21 protein-coding genes are annotated in these 20536 nt (G+C 64.4%); 16 read left to right on the forward strand and 5 right to left on the reverse strand.

The window, feature by feature from the left end; translation table 11 throughout:
- Positions 1-188: 188 nt before the first annotated feature.
- A complete protein-coding gene (locus G3N59_RS14060; protein ID WP_205983225.1) occupies positions 189-1130 on the forward strand; it encodes an aldo/keto reductase in 942 nt (313 codons plus the stop codon).
- A 439-nt stretch (positions 1131-1569) separates the two neighbouring features.
- Complete coding sequence (gene rpsU / locus G3N59_RS14065) at positions 1570-1782, forward strand: 30S ribosomal protein S21 (RefSeq protein ID WP_006401410.1); 213 nt, start codon at positions 1570-1572, stop codon at positions 1780-1782.
- A 121-nt stretch (positions 1783-1903) separates the two neighbouring features.
- On the opposite strand, the gene G3N59_RS14070 is transcribed toward rpsU, so the two are convergent.
- Complete coding sequence (locus G3N59_RS14070) at positions 1904-2353, reverse strand: hypothetical protein (protein ID WP_205983226.1); 450 nt, start codon at positions 2351-2353, stop codon at positions 1904-1906.
- A gap of 306 nt (positions 2354-2659) precedes the next feature.
- Positions 2660-3283 (reverse strand): DNA-3-methyladenine glycosylase I, encoded by a 624-nt coding sequence (locus G3N59_RS14075; protein ID WP_205983227.1) that lies wholly within the window; start codon positions 3281-3283, stop codon positions 2660-2662.
- Positions 3284-3432: 149 nt separating this feature from the next.
- Here G3N59_RS14075 and G3N59_RS14080 point away from each other — a divergent pair, with 149 nt between their 5' ends.
- Positions 3433-4317 carry a BadF/BadG/BcrA/BcrD ATPase family protein gene (locus G3N59_RS14080; RefSeq protein WP_205983228.1) on the forward strand — a complete coding sequence of 295 codons (885 nt, stop codon included), beginning with the start codon at positions 3433-3435 and terminating at the stop codon, positions 4315-4317.
- Between the two features lie 85 nt (positions 4318-4402).
- Positions 4403-5227: a Cof-type HAD-IIB family hydrolase gene (locus G3N59_RS14085; protein ID WP_205983229.1), complete on the forward strand. Its 825-nt coding sequence runs from the start codon at positions 4403-4405 to the stop codon at positions 5225-5227.
- Positions 5228-5263: 36 nt separating this feature from the next.
- Here the strand turns inward: G3N59_RS14085 and G3N59_RS14090 are convergent, their stop codons facing one another.
- The gene (locus G3N59_RS14090; RefSeq protein ID WP_241023425.1) at positions 5264-5971 is read right to left on the reverse strand and encodes a histidine phosphatase family protein; all 708 of its coding nucleotides are present in this window, start codon (positions 5969-5971) and stop codon (positions 5264-5266) included.
- Between the two features lie 144 nt (positions 5972-6115).
- On the reverse strand, positions 6116-6862 hold the full coding sequence (gene aqpZ, locus G3N59_RS14095; RefSeq protein ID WP_205983230.1) for an aquaporin Z: 747 nt from the start codon (positions 6860-6862) through the stop codon (positions 6116-6118).
- Positions 6863-7151: 289 nt separating this feature from the next.
- Here aqpZ and G3N59_RS14100 point away from each other — a divergent pair, with 289 nt between their 5' ends.
- Positions 7152-7448 (forward strand): H-NS histone family protein, encoded by a 297-nt coding sequence (locus G3N59_RS14100; protein WP_205983231.1) that lies wholly within the window; start codon positions 7152-7154, stop codon positions 7446-7448.
- A 183-nt stretch (positions 7449-7631) separates the two neighbouring features.
- Here G3N59_RS14100 and G3N59_RS14105 read toward each other — a convergent pair whose 3' ends face one another.
- Positions 7632-8699: a glycosyltransferase family 4 protein gene (locus G3N59_RS14105; RefSeq protein WP_205983232.1), complete on the reverse strand. Its 1068-nt coding sequence runs from the start codon at positions 8697-8699 to the stop codon at positions 7632-7634.
- Positions 8700-9313: 614 nt separating this feature from the next.
- Between G3N59_RS14105 and flhD the strand changes: the two genes are divergently transcribed.
- The 11 genes from flhD to G3N59_RS14160 all read left to right on the forward strand — a co-directional run.
- Positions 9314-9631 carry a flagellar transcriptional regulator FlhD gene (gene flhD / locus G3N59_RS14110; protein ID WP_205983233.1) on the forward strand — a complete coding sequence of 106 codons (318 nt, stop codon included), beginning with the start codon at positions 9314-9316 and terminating at the stop codon, positions 9629-9631.
- Between the two features lie 109 nt (positions 9632-9740).
- The gene (flhC, locus tag G3N59_RS14115) at positions 9741-10331 is read left to right on the forward strand and encodes a flagellar transcriptional regulator FlhC (protein WP_205983234.1); all 591 of its coding nucleotides are present in this window, start codon (positions 9741-9743) and stop codon (positions 10329-10331) included.
- Positions 10332-10611: 280 nt separating this feature from the next.
- Positions 10612-11472, forward strand: a complete 861-nt coding sequence (gene motA / locus G3N59_RS14120; RefSeq protein WP_205983235.1) for a flagellar motor stator protein MotA — start codon at positions 10612-10614, stop codon at positions 11470-11472.
- Between the two features lie 10 nt (positions 11473-11482).
- Positions 11483-12577, forward strand: a complete 1095-nt coding sequence (motB, locus tag G3N59_RS14125) for a flagellar motor protein MotB (RefSeq protein ID WP_205983236.1) — start codon at positions 11483-11485, stop codon at positions 12575-12577.
- An 89-nt stretch (positions 12578-12666) separates the two neighbouring features.
- On the forward strand, positions 12667-13041 hold the full coding sequence (locus G3N59_RS14130; RefSeq protein ID WP_205983237.1) for a response regulator: 375 nt from the start codon (positions 12667-12669) through the stop codon (positions 13039-13041).
- Between the two features lie 123 nt (positions 13042-13164).
- Positions 13165-15507 (forward strand): chemotaxis protein CheA, encoded by a 2343-nt coding sequence (gene cheA, locus G3N59_RS14135; protein ID WP_205983238.1) that lies wholly within the window; start codon positions 13165-13167, stop codon positions 15505-15507.
- Positions 15508-15567: 60 nt separating this feature from the next.
- Positions 15568-16107 carry a chemotaxis protein CheW gene (locus tag G3N59_RS14140; protein ID WP_027816042.1) on the forward strand — a complete coding sequence of 180 codons (540 nt, stop codon included), beginning with the start codon at positions 15568-15570 and terminating at the stop codon, positions 16105-16107.
- Positions 16108-16296: 189 nt separating this feature from the next.
- The gene (locus tag G3N59_RS14145; protein WP_205983239.1) at positions 16297-18126 is read left to right on the forward strand and encodes a methyl-accepting chemotaxis protein; all 1830 of its coding nucleotides are present in this window, start codon (positions 16297-16299) and stop codon (positions 18124-18126) included.
- 241 nt (positions 18127-18367) lie between these two features.
- Complete coding sequence (locus G3N59_RS14150; RefSeq protein ID WP_205983240.1) at positions 18368-19342, forward strand: CheR family methyltransferase; 975 nt, start codon at positions 18368-18370, stop codon at positions 19340-19342.
- Positions 19339-20139: a chemoreceptor glutamine deamidase CheD gene (gene cheD, locus G3N59_RS14155; protein ID WP_205983241.1), complete on the forward strand. Its 801-nt coding sequence runs from the start codon at positions 19339-19341 to the stop codon at positions 20137-20139. The genes G3N59_RS14150 and cheD overlap by 4 nt, the downstream gene beginning before the upstream one ends.
- Positions 20140-20144: 5 nt before the next feature.
- On the forward strand, positions 20145-20536 hold a 392-nt coding region (locus tag G3N59_RS14160; protein WP_205983242.1), incomplete at its 3' end, for a response regulator.

The raw sequence follows: 20536 nt of genomic DNA on the forward strand, positions 1-20536 counted from the left end.
ACGCATAACAGCCTTTGCTCGTCGCCGGCTTCCTGCGTACTATCGGTCGCCATGCGCTTTCTCCCGCGTGCAAGTTTGTTTACGGCAGCACTTGCAAACGATTTAGTGCAATTTCCGCAGCGCGCTGCAGCGATGCCCGAGCGGGCGTATCCTCACTGGTTCCGCTCTCGCCCTACTTTGGAGACATCATGGAACTACGCAGGATCGGCAATTCCTCGCTGCAGGTCGCACCGCTCATGTTCGGCGGCAACGTGTTCGGCTGGACCGCCGACGAAGCCACCTCGTTCTCGATCCTCGACGCGTTCGTGGACGCAGGCCTGAATTTCGTCGATACCGCCGACGTCTATTCCGCCTGGGTGCCGGGCAACCAGGGCGGCGAATCGGAAACCATCATCGGCAAGTGGCTGGCGAAGAGCGGCAAGCGCGACAAGCTGGTGATCGCCACCAAGGTCGCCAAGAGCGCGCATCGGCCGGGGTTGTCGGCGGCCAATATCGCGGCGGCGGTGGAAGATTCGCTGCGCCGCCTGCAGACCGATTACATCGACGTCTACTTCTCGCACGAAGACGACCAGAAGGTGCCGCTCGAAGAAACGCTGGGCGCGTACCAGAAGCTGATCGAGGCGGGCAAGGTGCGCGTCGCGGGCGCGTCGAACTACACGGGCGCGCGCACCGAAGAAGCGCTGGCGCTCGCGCACAAGACCGGGCTGCCCGCGTACCAGATCGTGCAGCCTGAGTACAACCTCTACGATCGCGCCGGTTACGAAGCCGATATCGAGCCCGTCGCGCTCGCGCAGCAGATTGCGGTCGTGCCCTATTACAGCCTCGCGAGCGGGTTCCTGTCGGGCAAATATCGCTCGCGCGAAGATCTGGCGAAGAGCGCGCGCGGCTCGCGCGTGGAGAAGTATCTGGATCACCGCGGCATCCGCATCCTCGCGGCGCTCGATTTCGTGGCGCAGCGCCACGGCAGCACGCTGGCGGCGGTGGCGCTCGCCTGGCTGATCGCGCGCCCGAGCATCACGGCGCCGATCGCGAGCGCAACCTCGCTCGAGCAACTCGACAGTCTTGCGGCCGCCGTGCGCCTGAAACTCGATCCCGCCGATATTCAGGCGCTCAACGAGGCGAGCGCCTGATCGGGGACAGATAAGGAACTGATTATCGGGTGATTATCTGGAAAAGGTTGCCGGCGTTCGGACGTCGGCTAACCCAGGACTCCTGACGGTGCGCGGTGCGTCTCGCGGCCCGCGCCGGCGTCGCAAGTGACTGAAGAGACACAAGAAACCCCTGGTCGGCCAGATTTTTTCCTGATATCATTGAGAGTGAATTGAGATCTCTGCCTGTTTTGTTGCCGTGTTCGTTACTGTTGGCGGCCGCAAACCGGCGGTCAGGCGTGTTGCAGCAAGGTCAGCCTGGCCGCGTTCCGCTGTGAACCCCCTACTTCTCTTTTCCGGCCTCCGTGGCCGCCTTGCCTCTCGTTACACCCCCACGTTGGTGAACGACCGGAGGGCCGGTGCGTGAATGCATTTGTGTTCGCGCCTTTGTACCGTATCAAGTGATTGAGTTAGGACATACATGACGACGATTCTTCTGAAGGAAAACGAGCCGTTCGAAGTGGCAATCCGCCGCTTCCGCCGCGCAATCGAAAAGAACGGCCTGATCGCAGAACTGCGTGAGCGCCAATCGTACGAAAAGCCGACGGCTGTTCGTAAGCGTAAGAAGGCAGCTGCAGTCAAGCGTCTGCACAAGCGTCTGCGTAGCCAGATGCTGCCGAAGAAGCTCCACTAAGAGCCGATTCAGCTTCCGCCAGACGGCGGCGCATGCTTCGAAAGAAGCTGCGCCGCCGTTTGCATTTGTGCGTCGGATTTTTCGGTCGGCTTATTCGGCCGATGTCGTGGAAAGGCCGCGTTCAGGCGGCGTCCAGCAGCCGTTGCGGCGAGAGCCTGAACTGCGCGGCAATCGAAAGCAGACGCTCGCGCCATTCCCACACCCCGAAGACATCGTGCACGTTCTGCAGGCAACTCAGCAGGCTGACGGTGTTGGGATCGTAGATGTTGATGTGCGCGTGCAGGAGCGCTTTCTTGAGCGCGGCCACGCCCACATCCATATAGGCGGGCACTTCGCTCGCCTCGCGCGAGATGAAGCGCACGGGGATGCCTTCCATCGCGCTCATATAGTCGCGCGGCCGAATAAAACTGCCGACCGGGCAGCCGCCGTAGTTATGCAAACCGCCGCCGCTATAGCCGCCGCGATAAGCGCCGCCGCCGCACGGCAGCAAGGCTGCGCTGCCCTGGCCGTAGAGATGCGCCACGGCGCGGTCGAAGATGTCCTGATGAGTCAGGAAGTGCAGGTTTTTCATGTCGGCCCCCTGCGCGTCGCACAGCGGTTAGGTCTGCCGGATGCGTCTGCGCACGCCCTTCGGCGCGCTTTCTTCGTCTTGTGTCCCGATTCGAATCGTGTACTGGCCCCGTCAAGACGAAGTGCCCCGGACGCATCCGATTCCACTTATAACGGCGCGCCACAGAAAAACCGTTGGGCGGCGTACCCTGACGGTTAAAAATCGGCGTGTTTTTGCGCCTCCGCGTGCCCGGCGGCAGTGCGCGCTGCCTTGATACACAAGGGCGCGCGGTCCACGCGCGGGCTGACCTGGGACTTTCCCGCGCCGTCAGGCGTCTTGCGTTGCGGCGGGCTTACTCCGGCTTTTGTTCTTCGCCTTTACGCCGCCGAGCGCCGCGCACGTCTTGCGGCACATGCAGGTTTTCTCGTGGTCGTTGACCATGCCCACCGCCTGCATGAACGCGTAGCAGATCGTCGTGCCGACGAACTTGCAGCCGTACTTCTTCAGCGCCTTGCTGAGCGCATCCGAGACTTCCGTGGAGGTGGGCGCGTCGCGATAGGAAGCCAGATCGTTCTGCAACGGCGTGTCGTTGACGAAGGACCAGATAAACGCGGCCAGCGAGCCGTGCTCCGCCTGGATCTGCAGCACCGCGCGCGCGTTGAGAATGGTCGATTCGATCTTGGCGCGGTTACGCACGATCGAGGCATCAGCCATCAGGGCTTCGACGTGTTTCGGCGTGAAGCGCGCGACTTTGGCGGCGTCGAAATTCGCGAAAACGCGCCGATATCCTTCGCGCTTGTTGAGTATCGTCGACCACGACAGTCCGGCCTGCGCGCCTTCGAGGATGAGCATTTCATAGAGATGCCGGTCGTCGCGCGAGGGCACGCCCCACTCTTCGTCGTGGTATTGCGCGAGGGCTTCGCTCGAGGCCCAGCTACAGCGGTGTGTCACGGTCGTTTCTCCTGGCGGTGGCGCTTCGCAAGAATAGCGGATCGCCTGCGCGCCGCCACCTGGCCATCCGGCCAATTGTGCGAATCACGCCAAGCCGTTAGTCTCTGCGGCACGTTAGTTACTCAATGATTCCTGGAGTCCTTCAAATCATGCAGACATCTTCCTGGTTGATCGGCGTCGATGGTGGCGGTACGGGCACGCGGGTCGTCCTGGGCGACGCGCATGGCAAGGAACTCGCCCGTGCGAGCGCGGGGCCCTCGGGGCTGGGGCTCGGCATCGGGCGCGCCTGGCAGTCGATCGAGGAAGGCGCGCGCGCCGCGTTCGCGCAGGCGCAGATCGCGTTCGACTGGTCGCAATGCGTGCTCGGTTGCGGGCTGGCGGGCGTGAACAATCCTGACTGGCTTGCAGCGTTTCGCACCGCCGCACCGCCGGTTGCGGGCCTCGCCGTGGAAAGCGATGCCTACACCACGCTGCTCGGCGCGCACGGCGGAGAAGCGGGCGTGGTCGTGGCGCTGGGCACCGGCAGCATCGCGGCGGCGCTCGATGCGTCGGGCGCTTGCCGCATTGCGGGCGGTTTCGGCTTTCCGTCCGGCGACGAGGCGAGCGGCGCGTGGTTCGGCCTGCGCGCCATCACGTGGGCGCAGCAGTCGCTCGACGGCCGGGTCGCGCCTGATGCGCTCTCGCAGGCCCTGCTCGCGCACACCGGCGCGGCCGATCGCGACAGCCTGATCGTCTGGCTCTGCGCCGCGAATCAGACCGCCTATGCGAGCCTTGCGCCCGTGGTGCTCGCCCATCGCGGCCATCCGTTTGTGGCGAAGCTGCTGGCCGAAGCCGGCGAGGCCGTCGCGCGCATGATCACGGCGCTGGACCCGGCGGCCGCGCTGCCCGTGGCGCTGGCGGGCGGTCTGGGTGCGCCGCTGAGCGAGTGGGTGCCGCAAGCCATGCGCGAGCGTCTGCGCGCGCCGCTCGCGGATTCGGCCAGCGGGGCCTTGCGGCTGGCGTTGCGCGAAACCGGGCGCATGAGTGCAGCGTGAAGCGCTGCGCGGGTCTGTCCCAAAAACGCGCCCGTCGTGTTCGGGTGCTAGCATTGACGGTTTCCCGCTAGCCGCCTGAATTGCCATGTACAAGGTTATCGCCACCGATCTCGACGGAACGCTGCTCAACGCCGACCATCAACTGGACCCGTTCACGGTCGCCACGCTGAACAAGCTCGACGCACAGGGGCTGACGTTCATCATCGCCACGGGCCGTCATTACAGCGATGTGGCCGGTATTCGCGACATCCTCGGGATTCCGGCGTATCTGATCACGTCGAATGGCGCGCGCGTGCATGGCCCCGACAACGCGCTGCTGCACGCGAGCAATCTGCCCGAGCCGATGGTGCGCCGCCTCGTCGCGCCGGATACGGTGGGCGCGCATGGCCGCGTCATCGTGAGCCTCTACACGGATACGGAGTGGTTCATCGACCGCGACGCGCCCGAACTGCTCGCGTTCCATCAGGATTCCGGCTTCACGTACCGCGTGACCGAAGATCTGGCCACGCTCGGCGGCGCGGGTATTGCCAAGGCGCTGTATATCGGCGAGCCGGCCGATCTCGCGCATGTGGAAGCCAGCCTCACGCGCGAATTCGGCGACGCGCTCTATATCACCTATTCGCTGCCCGATTGCCTCGAAGTGATGGTTGCGGGCGTGTCGAAGGGACGCGCGCTGCGTGTCGTGCTGGAACAACTCAATGTGGATGCCGCGCGCTGCGTCGCGTTCGGCGACAACATGAACGATATCGACCTGCTCGAAACGGCAGGCCATCCGTTCATGATGAATAACGCGAATCCGCTGCTGATGGAGCGTCTGCCGAAGGTGCCGCGCATCGGCAACAACTTCGAGGCGGGCGTTGCGCATCATCTGCGCAAGCTGTTCGCGATCGACGACGAAATCGCGGGCTAGATCCCGAGTTAAAGCGCTTCGTTAAAAGCCCGCGTTTTATTGCGCGGGCGTCTGCGATGCCGGCTGCGGCGCGGGCAAGCCTGCGCACGGGCAATCGTCGGCGACACCATCCAGATCCTCGCGATCGTGGCTGAAGCGCAGGCGCGGCGAGCCATTCGTCCAGTCCACGCGCACGACATAGATACTGTCGAAATCCGCGCTCTTCCATTTAGGCACGTCGGACGCCGAACCGCCGTGTTCGGCGACCATCTTGCGCACCAGCGTTTCGATCTCGCGATGTTCCCAGCCGATCAGCACCGTGCGATTGCGCATCGATGGATCGAGCAGGGTTTTCTCCAGCGCATGCGTGTGCGAATGGCCGTAGGGCGTCTGGATCGGCAGTCCGAACTGAATTGCGGTGGGCTCGACCGTCGCAAGCGGGCGCACATAGTAATAAGCGTGGCCGCGATCGTCTTTCTGCTCGCCCGGGTCCGGCGCGTAGACCGCGTCCGGTTTGCCGTATTTCGCGGCGATCACAGCAGGCAACGCCAGCGCGCGGTTCAGGCCTTTGCAGTTGAGCTGGCCGAGCCCTTCTGCGGGCTTTTCGCCGTGGCGCACGAAGATCAGCGTCGTGGTGTTGGCCGCATCGGGCGTGCTGGCGGCGTAGGCCATGCCCGCGCTGGCGAGCAGACCGCCAGTCGCGGCGAACCATTGCAGCGCCATCGATCCAGCGAGACGCCCCAGCGAATATCGTGAATGCTTCATGCCGCGCGCCTTGCCTGGAAGTTGGAGGGTGCGCCGATTCTAGCAGTGGCGCCAACGCACCCGGCGCGAGCCTCGCAGGCTCACGCGCATAAAAAACGGGCGCCGCAGCGCCCGTTTTCACACAGCTACGATATTTGCGCGACTTTACGCCTTCACGCGCGCGGCCAGTTCTGCCACGGCTTCGCGGCGGCCCGCGATCAGCGGATACACCACGCCCGCAATCACCGCACCGATGATCGGCGCGACCCAGAACAGCCACAGTTGCGAGATCGCTTCGCCGCCGACGAACAGCGCCGGGCCGGTCGAGCGCGCCGGATTCACCGAGGTATTGGTGACCGGAATCGAGATCAGATGGATCAGCGTGAGACACAGGCCGATGGCGATCGGGGCGAAACCGGCCGGCGCGCGCACATCGGTCGCGCCGAGAATCACGAACAGGAAGAACGCCGTCATCACGACTTCGCAGACGAAGGCGGCGGCGAGCGTGTAGTGGCCCGGCGATTGATCGCCGTAACCGTTGGTGGCGAAACCGCTGGCGACGAGGTCGAAGCCCGGCTTGCCGGTGGCGATGCAGGCCAGCACGGCCGCGCCGATCACCGCGCCAATCACCTGCGCGACGATGTACGGCAGCAGGTCGCGCGCCGGGAAGCGGCCCGCGACGGTCAGGCCGACGCTCACCGCCGGATTCAGATGGCAGCCCGAAATATGGCCGATGGCGAACGCCATGGTCAGCACGGTCAGGCCGAAGGCGAGCGACACGCCCACGAAACCGATGCCGAGACCGTGAACCGGCCCGGCGAAATTGGCGGCGAGAACGGCGCTGCCGCAGCCGCCGAGAACCAGCCAGAAAGTGCCGAACATTTCGGCCAGAAGTCGTTTGGATAAGTGCATTGTTAGACGCCTCGAAAAGTCATTTGACGGGGAGCCGAATAAAGCACCGGCACCGGGAAATGCCAGATTCTAGGGAGTCGCGAAAAGCACGGGTGTCAAGGATTGTCAATTCCGATGTAATTGTTCTCATTATTGCGCTGGATGCGTTCCGAATTCCGCCAACTGCATAACGTTCTTAATTGAAGAAATTAAGCGATAAAACAGTATTAGCAGCGATTGCTTATTCTCTTATTTACGTCTAATCTCCGATCGAGTCACTTAGATTGACAATGAAGGGGGAGAGGAAAAAATGTCGCAATACTCAGAACTGAAGGCGCAGATCGCCCGGCTTCAGGCCCAGGCTGACGAAGCCCGGCGCACCGAAATCGCGGATGTCATCAACATGATCCGGGAGAAAATCGCGGAGTATGGATTGTCGGCGCAGGACCTCGGTTTCGCCGTCGCCGCCCGGCGCGGACGCCCGCCCAAGAAGGCGCCGCTGCCGGCGCGCTATCAGGACCCCAAGTCCGGCGCGACCTGGAGCGGGCGCGGCAAGCCGCCCAAATGGATCGCCGGCAAGAACCGCGAACGCTATCTGATCGCCTGACCGGCCCGCTTAAGCGCAATCCGGCACGCAATAAAAAAGAGCCGCATGAAACATGCGGCTCTTTTTATATGTGATCGGGAATTACGCTAATTCGGCGTACGCAAACGATTCACATTGCCCATTTGTGGTGCTTTTATCGCATCGATAGCGTTTTCTGCGAAATAGCGAAACGCCCGATCAAACTCAAGCGCCCGCTGCAACTCGACGCAGCACCGGACGCTGGGCGGCTTCGATCAGCGTCGAATAGCTTTCGACATAATTACTCGCCATCGTGTGCGAAGTGAAACGACGCTCGAATTGCGCACGAATCGCATCGCGCGAAAGCGAGTCGATATTCTGCAGCGCCGCCACGGCGCCCTGAACGTCTTCGCAGATGAAACCGGTCACGCCCGGATCGATCACTTCAGGCACCGAACCGCGGTTGAACGCGATCACCGGCGTGCCGCACGCCATCGACTCGATCATCACGAGGCCGAACGGCTCGGACCAGTCGATCGGGAACAGCAGCGCCTTGGCGCCCGAGAGGAATTCCGGCTTCTGGGCTTCGTTGATCTCGCCGACAAATTCCACGTGCGCCTGCGACAGCAGCGGCTCGATCTCGTTCTTGAAGTAATCCTGGTCGACCTTGTCCACCTTGGCGGCGATCTTCAGCGGCAGACCCGAAAGCGCGGCGATCTTGATGGCCGTATCCACACGCTTTTCCGGGCAGATGCGGCCAAGAAACGCGAGATATTCGGGCTTCTTGCTCGTCTGCGGCGTGAGCAGATTCTTCGGCAGGCCGTGATAGATCGTGTTGAGCCAGTTGGCCTGATGCAGCGGCTGGCGCTGCGAATCCGAAATCGAAATCACCGGCGCCTGCGGGAACGAATCGAACACCGGCTGCAGTTCCGGCAGATCGAGACGGCCGTGCAGCGTGGTGACGAACGGCGTGTCGAGCGTCGAGAACAGCGGGAACGGCAGGTAATCGAGGTGGAAATGCAGCACGTCGAATTCGTGCGCCATGCGGCGAACGCGTTCAAGCAGGACGATGTGCGGCGCCAGCGCGTCGCGCACGGTCTGGTCGAGGCGCAGGGCGCGCGGCCAGGCCGCTTGGAGCTTTGCCGAGGTGACCGAATCGCCGCTGGCGAACAGCGTCACCTCGTGGCCTTGTTCGACCAGCGCTTCGGTCAGATAGGACACGACGCGCTCGGTGCCGCCGTAAAGCTTCGGCGGGACGGCTTCGTAAAGTGGCGCAATTTGTGCGATTCGCATTGGCTTGATCTCCTTGGCAAAAACCGCATGTCTACGACGACGACCCATCGAAAATTAACGGGGGCACTGCGGTATCGGGTTATCCCTGATTCCGATTATGGGCATTTGAATTCACGTTACGAGTTGTTTTGCAAACGCTTAATGTTGTTACAGCGGGATACATGGGCTGTAAGCGGCGGTTGCAAGACGTGACGCCGGTCTGCACGGCGATGCCGGCGGGGCCAATACGCAATTGGTGTGCCTGCGCACAGACAATGGTTTCGACCCCCGTTAATAATTCGAATTGGGTACCCTGAGGATTGTTACGTGGCTATGAAAAGCCTTTTATAATCTCCAGAGGATTAGGCTGATATGCCTTCGGCATGAGTCACACAGCCTCCCATCTTACTTTTCTACCGATTGTCAGAAAAATTCCTACATAAAAAGGGAAGTTTTTCTCGCAACGCGTCGCGGCATCCTTCCGATTTTCTTTTGCGTGTGGCGTCGCCACAATGCGAGGACGACCACTAAACGGGCCGTTTGCTTTGTCGTGCGCCATTGCGCACTGCATTTCACGGGCAAACGTTTCCGTATCAGGCCTGACCAGCCGCTACGTTTCGAATTCGGGGGAATCCATGAGCGCGACGACGCCAAGCGACATGCTCAGCGAGATCAAGGAAGTCAATCTGTCGTATCTGTTGCTCGCCCAGCGCCTGCTGCGCGAGGACCGTCCGACGGGGATGTTCCGTATGGGCATTTCGGCGCAGCTTGCCGAGGTGCTCGCCAATCTGACGTTCGCGCAGACTGCGCGCCTCGCATCGTCCAACCAGCTGCTTTGCCGTTTCCGTTTCGACGATCACGCCATCCTGGGCGCGCTCGCCGACAAGGGCAAATCCGCACAGACCCATTCCGCCATCCTGATGGCCGGCCAGAGCGTCGAACAGGTCGGCTGAGTCGACCGGCTTCGCTGCACGGCTCTGACGGAGCCCGGCGCGGCGCAGGCGCAGAAAAGCGCGGGGTCCGCATGCGGACCGCCGGTTTGCGGGTCGATGCGGGAGCCGAATGGCGACAAAAAGTGTGGTACTCGAGGTCAAGGAGATCGCACTGGCGATCGAGCTGATCGAACTGGGCGCGCGGCTGCAACTGCTCGAAGCGGAAACCTCGCTGTCGCGCGATCGCCTGATCCGCCTTTACAAGGAAGTGAAGGGCGAATCGCCGCCCAAGGGCATGCTGCCGTTCTCGACCGACTGGTTCATGACGTGGCAGCCCAACGTGCATTCCTCGCTGTTCTACAACACCTATCTGTTCATGAACGGCCACGGCCGTTGTGATCCGGTGCGCGCGATCGTCAAGAGCTACCGGCTCTATCTCGAACACGTGCGCATCCAGGAAGACGAACCCGCCTTGAGTCTCACGCGCGCCTGGACACTGGTGCGTTACTTCGCCTCAGGGCTGCTGCAGATGACGCGCTGCACGCGCTGTGGCGGGCGTTTTGTCGCGCATGCGCACGAACCGCAGCGCTACTACGTGTGCGGGCTGTGCCAGCCGCCATCGCGCGCGGGACGCACGCGGCGCGCGCCGGCCGGCGTTGCTGCCAGCGTTTCGGCCAGCGCCCACCCGGCGCCCATGCTGCCGGGCACAGGCGGCGCGTGAGCGCGGCGCCGTTTCCAGCAGGTAAGGCAATGAAATGCAGCCGCAAATTGGCGACAGATTGCCACTTCATTCCGCCGACGAATTCATCGATGAAACATCGCCCGCCGCCGCGTGAGCGCGTCCGCGCGGCGCGGCTTCGCGGGCCGGCGCCGATTCGTCGCGCCACAGCAGGCCAGCACCCATCCAGGCTCAAAGTTTTCCGCGTCCGTGCCGTAAACCCTTCTAAGGGCGCGGGCCAATGGCGGCTCGCAGCGCAATCTTCTCCAGTGAGGACCCGTCTGTGCTGATTATCGTTGGAACTCTCGTGACGCTCGTTTGCGTCTTCGGCGGCTATGCCATGGAGGGTGGCCACCTTGGCGCTCTTATGCAGCCGGTCGAAGTGCTGATGATCGCCGGGGCGGGACTCGGCGCGTTCATCCTCGGCAACGGCATGAAGACGATCAAGGCGACGCTGCGCGTGCTGCCCGCCTTGTTCAAGGGCTCGAAGTACAGCAAGGACGTGTACATGGAGCTGCTCGCGCTGCTCTACGTCCTGCTGGCGAAAGCGCGCAAGGAAGGCACGCTGACGCTCGAAGCCGATATCGACGACCCGCAGAAAAGCCCGATCTTCACGCAATACCCGAAGATCCTGGCCGACCATCACATCGTCGAATTCCTCACCGACTACCTGCGTCTGATGGTGGGCGGCAACATGAACGCGTTCGAAATCGAAAGCCTCATGGACGAGGAAATCGAAACCCATCACGCCGAAGGCGAAGCGCCCGCGCATGCGCTGTCGAAGGTGGGTGACGCGATGCCGGCATTCGGTATCGTCGCCGCGGTGATGGGCGTGGTGCACACGATGGCATCGGCCGACAAGCCGCCTGCCGTGCTCGGCGAGATGATCGCCCAGGCACTGGTGGGCACGTTCCTCGGCATTCTGCTGTCGTACGGCCTGATCGGCCCGCTGGCCTCGCTCGCCGAGCAGCGCGTGACCGAATCGACCAAGATGTTCCAGTGCATCAAGGTGACCATTCTCGCGAGCCTGAACGGCTACGCGCCGGCCATTGCCGTCGAATTCGGCCGCAAGGTGCTGTTCTCGACCGAGCGCCCGTCGTTCTCGGAACTCGAAGAACACGTGCGCCGCGTGAAGGCGAAGTAAGGACCGCGCGATGAGCAACAACAAGGACCGCGCGATCGTCGTCAAGCGTGCCGCCCCGAAAAAGGGCGGCCACCACGGCGGCGCATGGAAGCTCGCCTACGCGGACTTCATGACCGCGATGATGGCGTTCTTCCTGCTGATGTGGCTGCTCAGTTCGGCGTCCACGGTGCAGTTGAAGGGCATCGCCGATTACTTCAACCAGCCGCTCAAGGTCACGCTCTGGGGCGGCGACCGCAGCGCGGAAGATTCGTCGATCGTGAAGGGCGGCGGGCGCGATATCTCCTCGCAGGAAGACGGCATCACGCGTCGCAGCGACGGCCAGACCGAGCGCACGGACCGCAGCACGGTCAAGCACAACGACGACGAAGCATCGAAGCAGCAGCAAGGCTCGCTCGAGCGCAAGGAACAGGTGCGCCTGCACGACCTGCAGGTCAAGCTGATGGCCGCGATCGAAGCGAACCCGGTGCTGCGCCAGTTCAAGCAGCAGATTCGCGTCGATTCGACCTTGCAGGGTCTGCGCATCGAAATCGTCGATTCGCAGAAGCGCCCGATGTTCGCGACGGCGCGCGATGTGGTCGAGCCGTACATGCACGACATCCTGCAGGCGATCGGCAAGACGCTCAACGACGTGCCCAACCGCATCGTCGTGCAAGGCCACACCGACGCCGTGCCGTATGCCGGCGGCGAGAGCGGCTACAGCAACTGGGAACTGTCCGCCGACCGCGCGAACGCCTCGCGCCGCGAGCTGGTCGCAGGCGGCATGGACGAATCGAAGGTGCTGCGTGTGCTGGGCCTGGCTTCCACGCAGAACCTGAACAAGGCTGATCCGCTCGACCCGGAAAACCGCCGCATCAGCATCATCGTGCTCAACAAGAAGTCGGAAGAGGCACTCGAGCACGACGACAGCACCGCGACGACGCTGTCGGACGACGCAGCGGGCTCGGGCAAGGGCTCGTTGCTGCCGGCGATCAGCGGCGGTGCGGCACCGGCGCCGGACGTGACGAAGGCGCCGCCGGGTGTGGCGCCGGTCGCTCCCGCGGGCGTGTCGCTCGCGCCGGTGGCGGCGAACGTGGCGCCCGCGATGCCTGGCAAGCCCGCGCCGTAAGGCGGGGGCGTCCAGGTGAAAGCAGCACAAGCGGTGAACGCAACGAGCGGCGAAACAATCGACGGAACAGCAGCGCGAACGAGGAACGGATGATCAGAAATATTCTGGCGATCGACGATTCGGCGTCCATGCGGGAGATCCTGTGTGCGGCGCTCGGCTCGGCGGGTTACGAAGTGACGGTGGCCAACGACGGCGAAGACGGGCTCGAGCATGCGCTCGCGCAGCGCTTCGATCTCGTGCTCACCGATCTGTACATGCCGCGCATGAGCGGGCTCGACCTGATCAAGCGCCTGCGCGCGAACCCGTCTTACCAGGACACGCCCATCCTCGTGCTGACCACGGAATCGGACGAAGGCTTCAAGGCAGCCGTGCGGGAAGCGGGCGCGACTGGCTGGATCGAAAAACCGGTGGACCCCGAACTGCTCGTCGATCTGGCGAGCGCGCTCGGCGAAACGCAACCATGACATCAGGCGCGCTGCAGTAGTCCGCACGCAGATCCTGCCTCTGCACTGACGTCAGTGCAGCGACCAGGACCCGGAACCGGACCGGCGGCACGCCCCCCACGCATTAATCGCGGTGAAAGAGCAATGACTCTCGACATCACTCAGTTCTACCAGACGTTTTTCGACGAGGCGGACGAGCTGCTCGCGCAGATGGAGCAGCTTCTTCTGAACCTGAACGTCGGCCAGCCCGATCCCGAAGATCTGGCGGCGATTTTCCGCGCGGCCCACTCGATCAAGGGCGGCGCGGCGACCTTCGGCTTCACGGCGCTCACCGAAACGACCCACGTGCTCGAATCGCTGCTCGACCGCGCGCGCAACAATGAAATCGTGTTGCGCACGGACATGGTCGACGTGTTTCTCGAAACCAAGGACGTGCTGTCCGACCAGCTCGCGGCCTACCGCGCGAGCGCCGAGCCCGACGCGGCGACGGCGGCCGCCATGCGCGCCAAGCTCGAACGCCTGAACGCGGAAAGCCAGGGCGTGCCCGCTCCGGTCGCAGCAGCACCGGCACCGGCGCCCGTCGTGGCCGCGCCGGTGATGGCGGCTGCACCCGCGCCTGCGATGGATTCGGAAGAAGACCTCGAAGCGGCCTTCGAAGCGAACCGTCCGTCCGCGATGGCGGCAGGCGCAGCCGTGGCGGCGCACGTGCCCGAGCATGTGGTCGACGAAGCGATCGCGGCCACTTCGGTGGCAGGCGCGGCGGCACCCGCTGCCGCACCGGCCGCCGAAGGCCCGCATCTGCGCATCACGCTGCGCCGCGTGGACGCCAAGGACCAGGAACTGCTCGCCGAAGAACTCGGCAATCTGGGCCGCATCCTCGGCCAGGTGAAGACCGGCGACGACCTGACGCTGTGGCTCGAAACCGATGTGCCCTCGGACGACATCGTCGCCGTGTGCTGCTTCGTGATCGACGAAAGCCAGATTTCGATCGGCCGTGGCGCCGCGCCGCAAGGCGACGCCGCGCCCGCACTCGCGGACGAAGTGCTGCCCGCGCTGACGATTCCGCCGATCCCGGCCGCGCCGGCACCGGTTGGCGCGCCCGCTGCGATGGCGGTTTCCGCCGCACCCGCTGCGGCGCCCGTGGCTGCGCCCGCGCCGCCGGGTGCCGCCGCGCCGGCACCGGCGCCGGTCGCCGCGCCCGCAGCGTCGGCGGCCGCCGACCACGAACGCAAGCCGCGCGCGGCTGCAGCCGCATCGGCGGAAGGCAGCTCGATTCGCGTCGGCGTGGAAAAGGTCGACCAGCTGATCAACCTCGTGGGCGAACTCGTCATCACGCAGGCGATGCTGGCGGAAACCACCAGCACCTTCGATCCGGCGCTGCACGACCGCCTCTTCAACGGCATGGCGCAGCTCGAACGCAACGCGCGCGATCTGCAGGAAGCGGTGATGTCGATCCGCATGATGCCGATGGATTACGTGTTCAGCCGCTTCCCGCGTCTGGTGCGCGACCTGGCTTCGAAGCTCGGCAAGGAAGTGGAACTGGTCACGTTCGGTCAGGCGACCGAACTCGACAAGAGCCTGATCGAGCGCATCATCGACCCGCTGACCCACCTCGTGCGCAACTCGCTCGACCACGGCATCGAAACCGTGGAAGCGCGCCGCGCCGCCGGCAAGGACGGCACGGGCCAGCTCGTGCTTTCCGCGGCGCATCACGGCGGCAACATCGTGATCGAAGTGAGCGACGACGGCGCAGGCCTGCGCCGCGACAAGATTCTCGCCAAGGCGGCCAAGCAGGGCATGCAGGTCAGCGACACGATGACCGACGACGAAGTCTGGAACCTGATCTTCCTGCCGGGCTTCTCGACGGCGGAGCAGGTCACCGACGTGTCGGGCCGCGGTGTCGGCATGGACGTGGTGAAGCGAAACATCCAGTCGATGGGCGGCCACGTCGAGATCACCTCGCACGCGGGCAAGGGCAGCACCACGCGCATCGTGCTGCCGCTCACGCTGGCGATTCTCGACGGCATGTCCGTGAAGGTCGGCAACGAAATCTTCATCCTGCCGCTGAACTTCGTGATGGAGTCGCTGCAGCCGCGCCACGAAGACATCTACACGGTCACCAACGGCGACCGCGTGGTGCGCGTGCGCGGCGAATATCTGCCGCTCGTCGCGCTGCATCACGTCTTCAATGTCGAAGGCGCGCGCACCGACCCGACCCAGGGCATCGTCACCATCATGGAAACCGAAGGCCGTCGCTTCGCCATGCTGATCGACGAGCTGGTGGGCCAGCAGCAGGTCGTGGTGAAGAACCTCGAAACGAATTACCGCAAGGTGCACGGCATTTCGGCGGCGACGATCCTGGGCGACGGCAGCGTCGCGCTGATTGTCGACGTGGCCGCGCTCAACCGCGAAACGCGCGCGTCGCACGGTGTTGCCGTCGGCTCGCACGGCGGCGCGAATTCCGGCTCGTTCGCCGAATTCGCCTGAGCAGGCGCATCAGCATGAGCACGCATCAACCAACCATTTCCCAACCGTTCAGGGGCTAACGTGGCAGAAGTCCATTCCATCCAGGGCGGCGGCGCACAGGGCGCAGTCGCCGGCGCGCACCGCCGCGACGCGCAACAGGCCGACGCAGGCGGTCAGGAATTCCTCGTCTTTACGCTGGGCGCGGAAGAGTACGGCATCGACATTCTCAAGGTGCAGGAAATCCGCGGCTACGAAAGCGTGACGCGCATCGCCAATGCACCCGATTTCATCAAGGGCGTGATCAATCTGCGCGGCATCATCGTGCCGATCGTGGACATGCGCATCAAGTTCCACCTCGGCCGCGTGGAGTACGACCACCAGACCGTGGTGATCATCCTGAACGTCGCGCATCGCGTGGTGGGCATGGTGGTGGACGGCGTGTCCGACGTGCTGACGCTGCAGATGGACCAGATCATGCCCGCGCCGGAATTCGGCGCGACGCTCACGACCGAATACCTCACGGGCCTCGGCACCGTGGACGGCCGCATGCTGATCCTGATGGACATCGAAAAGCTCATGACGAGCCGCGAGATGGCCCTGATCGAAGCGCTGGGCGTGTGAGAGACAAGGCATACCGATATCAGGGAAGGGGCGAGGTTGCTACGGGGGTGAGGCCGCAAGGCCCGCGCTAGAGGAAGAGCGGAAAGCCGCCGCGCAAGAGCGGCCCAACCGCCATGCCATACCGGTCTGCCTCGACCTTGCGCGATCAACCCGCGATACCCGACGCCGCACAGGACAGGAGCAAACGAGATGCTGCACAAGTGGTCGATCCGCACGACGCTCACGGGCGTTGGGGTCATTCTCCTGGCGCTGACCGGTCTGGTCGGCGCGCTCGGGCTTATCGCGCTCGGCAACGCGAGCGATTCGCTCGCCACCATTGCGCGCGGCGATCTCGTCGCGATGCATTCGCTCAACGACGCCTCGTCGTATCTGCTGCGCTCGCGCGTCTCGCTCGACCGGGTGAATGCGCTTTACGTGGCCGGCCAGAACGACGAAGCGAAGAAAGTCATCGACCGCGCCGACTTCCTGCTCGGCAAGTCGAACGATGCCTGGAAGGCGTTCGTCGCCGCCCCGAAAACCGGGATCGACGCGGCCACGCTCGACGCGCTCAACACGAAGCGCGCGGCGCTGCTGCAGGACGGCGTGCAGCCGGAATTCGCCGCGCTGCGTGCGAACGACCAGGCGGCCTATCACGCCATCGCCGATACGAAGATCAGCCCGATGTTCGTCGATTACGACAACTCGGCTGCACCGGTTGCGCAGCAGCTTCAGGACGGCGCGCAGGCACGCGAAGAAAGCGCGCGCTCGCAGATTTCGCTGATGCGCACGCTGATCGGCGTGGTGATCGCGGTGGCGCTGGTGCTGGTGGTGGCGATCCGTTTCGCGATGCGCGGCCTGATCGTGCAGCCGCTCGAAGATGCGGTGAAGTCGTTCGAGCGCATTGCGCAGGGCGATCTGACCGAGCGTATCGACGTCTACAGCAAGAACGAAATCGGCCGTCTCTTTGCGGGCGTCAAGCGCATGCAGGAAAGCCTCGTGTCGCTCGTGTCGGCCGTGCATAACGGCGCGGGTTCGATCGACGTGGGCGCGCGCGAAATCGCCATGGGCAACACCGATCTCTCGCAGCGCACCGAACAGCAGGCGGCGTCGCTGCAGGAAACGGCCTCGAGCATGGAACAGCTCACCGGCACCGTGCGCCAGAACGCCGAGAACGCGCGCCAGGCAAGCCAGCTTGCCGTGAACGCCTCGGATATCGCCACGCGCGGCGGCGCGGTGGTGGGCGAAGTGGTGTCGACGATGCAGGCCATCGCCACCAGCTCGGCGAAGGTCGTGGACATCATCAGCGTGATCGAAGGGATCGCGTTCCAGACCAATATTCTGGCGCTCAACGCGGCCGTGGAAGCGGCGCGGGCGGGCGAGCAGGGCCGCGGTTTCGCGGTGGTCGCGGGCGAAGTGCGCAGCCTCGCGCAGCGCAGCGCGAGTGCGGCAAGAGAAATCAAGGAACTCATCAACGATTCCGCCGAGAAGGTGCAAAGCGGATCGCAACTGGTGGGCCGCGCGGGCACGACGATGGACGACATCCTTCAGGCCGTGCGTCGCGTGACCGACATCATGGGTGAGATCAGCGCGGCATCGGAAGAACAGTCGGGCGGCATCGAGCAGGTCAACCGCGCCGTCACGCAGATGGACACCGTCACGCAGCAGAACGCGGCGCTGGTGGAAGAGGCGGCGGCGGCGGCGGCGTCGCTCGAAGAGCAGACGCGCAACTTGCAGAGCGTGCTGGCGACGTGGCGCACGGATGGTGCAAACCACGGTGGCAACCACGGCGGCGAAAGCCGTGCAGTGCGCGCAACGGCTTCGGCATCCGCTGTATCGGCAGCTCCCGCAGCGAAGGCAGCGGCGCCCGCCGTGAAAGCCATCGCCGCGAAGCGCGCGCCGGCACCGGCTGCAAAGCCCGCAGCGCACGCCAGCGCACCGGCCGCAGCGAAGCCGATGCCCAAGCCCGCTGCACGTGTTGAACCGCAGATTGCCAGCACGGCAGCGTCCGCTTCGGACGACTCCGACTGGGAAACGTTTTGATCGTTTTGATCCTCCGCGTCGAGCGGAACCCTTGAACCACTGAAATCGCGACGAGCACAGCAATGCACATGAGCGCACAAGGACGGCCGGAGATGCACCGCGCCGCTGCCCGCAAGGCGGCGGACGCGACACGCGCCGCGCATGCGCCGCACGCATTGCAGGCGGGCGGCCACGCAGCAACGGCCCAGGAAGATTCGATGAACGCAGCAGGCTTGCGCGCCCGACGCGCTGGAGCGGCATCATGAACGCGCTGCGTTCCCGTCCCGATCGTGGCGATCGCAGCGATCGTCACGCCGATGTGCCGCGCGCCGGCGGCGAAGGCGCCGCGCGCGACTTCGAGTTCACCTCGGCGGACTTCGAGCGCATCCGCGCGCTGATCCACCGCCGCGCCGGGATTTCGCTCTCGGACCACAAGCGCGACATGGCGTACAGCCGTCTTGCGCGGCGTCTGCGCGCGCTCGGCCTCGACACCTTCCGCGACTATCTCGACGAACTCGAAAAGCGCAACGACGCGAACGAGTGGGAAGCGTTCACCAACGCGCTGACCACCAACCTCACGGCGTTCTTTCGCGAAGCGCATCACTTTCCGATCCTCGCCGACTTCGTCAAACGCCGCACGCAGCCGGTTTCGGTGTGGTGCTCGGCGGCATCGACGGGCGAAGAGCCGTACTCGATCGCGATGACGCTGATCGAATCGCTCGGCGAGCGTGCCGCGCGCGAGTCGCGCGTGCTCGCCACCGACCTCGACACCCAGGTGCTCGCCAAGGCCGATGCGGGCGTCTACGCCTACGACCAGGTCAAGCATCTCTCGCCCGAGCGTCTGAAGCGCTTCTTCCTGAAGGGCACGGGCTCGCACGCGGGCCTCGTGAAGGTGCGCCCGGAACTGCGCCAGATGATCAAGTTCGAGCAGTTGAACCTGACCGACGCCGATTACGGCCTGCGTCAGACCTTCGACGCGATCTTCTGCCGCAACGTGATGATCTACTTCGACAAGCCGACCCAGGCGCAGGTGCTCACGCGCTTCGAACCGCTGATGAAGCCGGACGGTCTGCTGTTCGCGGGCCATTCGGAAAACTTCACCTATGTGACGCAGGCCTTCCGTCTGCGCGGTCAGACCGTCTACGAGCTGACGCGCGGCCGCGCCGCCGCCGCGACGTCCACCGCCACGGCGGTGAAGCCGGGCGCGAAGACCGAACCGCTGGGAGCGACCGTATGAGCCGCTTGCCGATCGCGACCAACCGCTACTTCGACGCGCACTTCAAACGCCCCGGCGTGAAGCTGCTGCCGAACGAATTCTTCACCACGAACGAAGACATGGTGCTCGTCACCGTGCTCGGTTCGTGCGTGGCCGCCTGCATCCAGGATCGCACCGCCGGCATCGGCGGCATGAACCACTTCATGCTGCCCGACGACGGCGCCGACGCCGCCCACGCCCCGCACGGCGCCTCCGACGCGATGCGCTACGGCGCCTACGCGATGGAAATGCTGATCAACGAACTGATCAAGGCCGGCGGGCGCCGCGAGCGCTTCGAAGCCAAGGTGTTCGGCGGCGCGGCCGTGCTGGCGGGCATGACGACGATGAATATCGGCGATCGCAATTCCGCCTTCGTGCGCCGTTATCTGGCGACCGAAAGCATCCGTATCACCGCTGAAGACCTGCAGGGCTCGCATCCGCGCAAGGTGGCGTTCCTGCCGCGCACGGGCCAGGTGATGGTCAAGAAACTGCGTCTGTCGCAGGAAACGAGCGTGGCCGAGCGTGAGCAGCAACTCGCGCAGCAAGGCGCCGAAGCGCGTGCCGAGCGCCTTGCGCGCGCCCGTGCCCGCGTCGAGCTGTTCGGCCTGAACGGCTCGCGTGCCGGCGGCACCGCAGGCGGCAATCCCTTTCCAACATCCGCGCCGCAGCCGGCGCGCCCGCGCATCGAGTTGTTCGGCGCGAGTGCGTCTGCCACGCGGCCATCCAGTCATGGTCCTGGTTTCGGTCATGACAACGCCAGGACAGTAGAGGAGGCGTGAACGCTGTGCAAAAAATCAAGGTTCTCTGCGTCGATGATTCGGCTCTGATCCGCAGCCTGATGACGGAGATCATCAACAGCCAGCCGGATATGACCGTCGTCGCCACCGCGCCCGACCCGCTCGTGGCGCGCGAGCTGATCAAGCAGCACAACCCCGACGTGCTTACGCTCGACGTGGAAATGCCGCGCATGGACGGTCTCGATTTCCTCGAGAAGCTCATGCGCCTGCGCCCGATGCCGGTCGTGATGGTGTCGTCGCTGACCGAGCGCGGCAATGAAATCACGCTGCGCGCGCTGGAACTGGGCGCGGTCGATTTCGTGACCAAGCCGAAGGTCGGCATTCGCGACGGCATGCTCGACTACGCCGAAAAGCTCGCCGATAAGGTACGCGCCGCTTC

Origin of the sequence: Paraburkholderia sp. Ac-20340, assembly GCF_017104965.1 — a bacterium.
In the GTDB taxonomy this organism is placed as follows: Bacteria; Pseudomonadota; Gammaproteobacteria; order Burkholderiales; family Burkholderiaceae; genus Paraburkholderia.

Bases quoted from the DNA above. Each gene is read 5' to 3' on its own strand.
- G3N59_RS14060 (WP_205983225.1), top strand. From the start codon at position 189: ATGGAACTACGCAGGATCGGCAATTCCTCGCTGCAGGTCGCACCGCTC.
- rpsU (WP_006401410.1), top strand. From the start codon at position 1,570: ATGACGACGATTCTTCTGAAGGAAAACGAGCCGTTCGAAGTGGCAATC.
- G3N59_RS14070 (WP_205983226.1), bottom strand. From the start codon at position 2,353: ATGAAAAACCTGCACTTCCTGACTCATCAGGACATCTTCGACCGCGCC.
- G3N59_RS14080 (WP_205983228.1), top strand. From the start codon at position 3,433: ATGCAGACATCTTCCTGGTTGATCGGCGTCGATGGTGGCGGTACGGGC.
- G3N59_RS14085 (WP_205983229.1), top strand. From the start codon at position 4,403: ATGTACAAGGTTATCGCCACCGATCTCGACGGAACGCTGCTCAACGCC.
- G3N59_RS14090 (WP_241023425.1), bottom strand. From the start codon at position 5,971: ATGAAGCATTCACGATATTCGCTGGGGCGTCTCGCTGGATCGATGGCG.
- aqpZ (WP_205983230.1), bottom strand. From the start codon at position 6,862: ATGCACTTATCCAAACGACTTCTGGCCGAAATGTTCGGCACTTTCTGG.
- G3N59_RS14100 (WP_205983231.1), top strand. From the start codon at position 7,152: ATGTCGCAATACTCAGAACTGAAGGCGCAGATCGCCCGGCTTCAGGCC.
- G3N59_RS14105 (WP_205983232.1), bottom strand. From the start codon at position 8,699: ATGCGAATCGCACAAATTGCGCCACTTTACGAAGCCGTCCCGCCGAAG.
- flhD (WP_205983233.1), top strand. From the start codon at position 9,314: ATGAGCGCGACGACGCCAAGCGACATGCTCAGCGAGATCAAGGAAGTC.
- flhC (WP_205983234.1), top strand. From the start codon at position 9,741: ATGGCGACAAAAAGTGTGGTACTCGAGGTCAAGGAGATCGCACTGGCG.
- motB (WP_205983236.1), top strand. From the start codon at position 11,483: ATGAGCAACAACAAGGACCGCGCGATCGTCGTCAAGCGTGCCGCCCCG.
- G3N59_RS14130 (WP_205983237.1), top strand. From the start codon at position 12,667: ATGATCAGAAATATTCTGGCGATCGACGATTCGGCGTCCATGCGGGAG.
- cheA (WP_205983238.1), top strand. From the start codon at position 13,165: ATGACTCTCGACATCACTCAGTTCTACCAGACGTTTTTCGACGAGGCG.
- G3N59_RS14145 (WP_205983239.1), top strand. From the start codon at position 16,297: ATGCTGCACAAGTGGTCGATCCGCACGACGCTCACGGGCGTTGGGGTC.
- G3N59_RS14150 (WP_205983240.1), top strand. From the start codon at position 18,368: ATGAACGCGCTGCGTTCCCGTCCCGATCGTGGCGATCGCAGCGATCGT.
- cheD (WP_205983241.1), top strand. From the start codon at position 19,339: ATGAGCCGCTTGCCGATCGCGACCAACCGCTACTTCGACGCGCACTTC.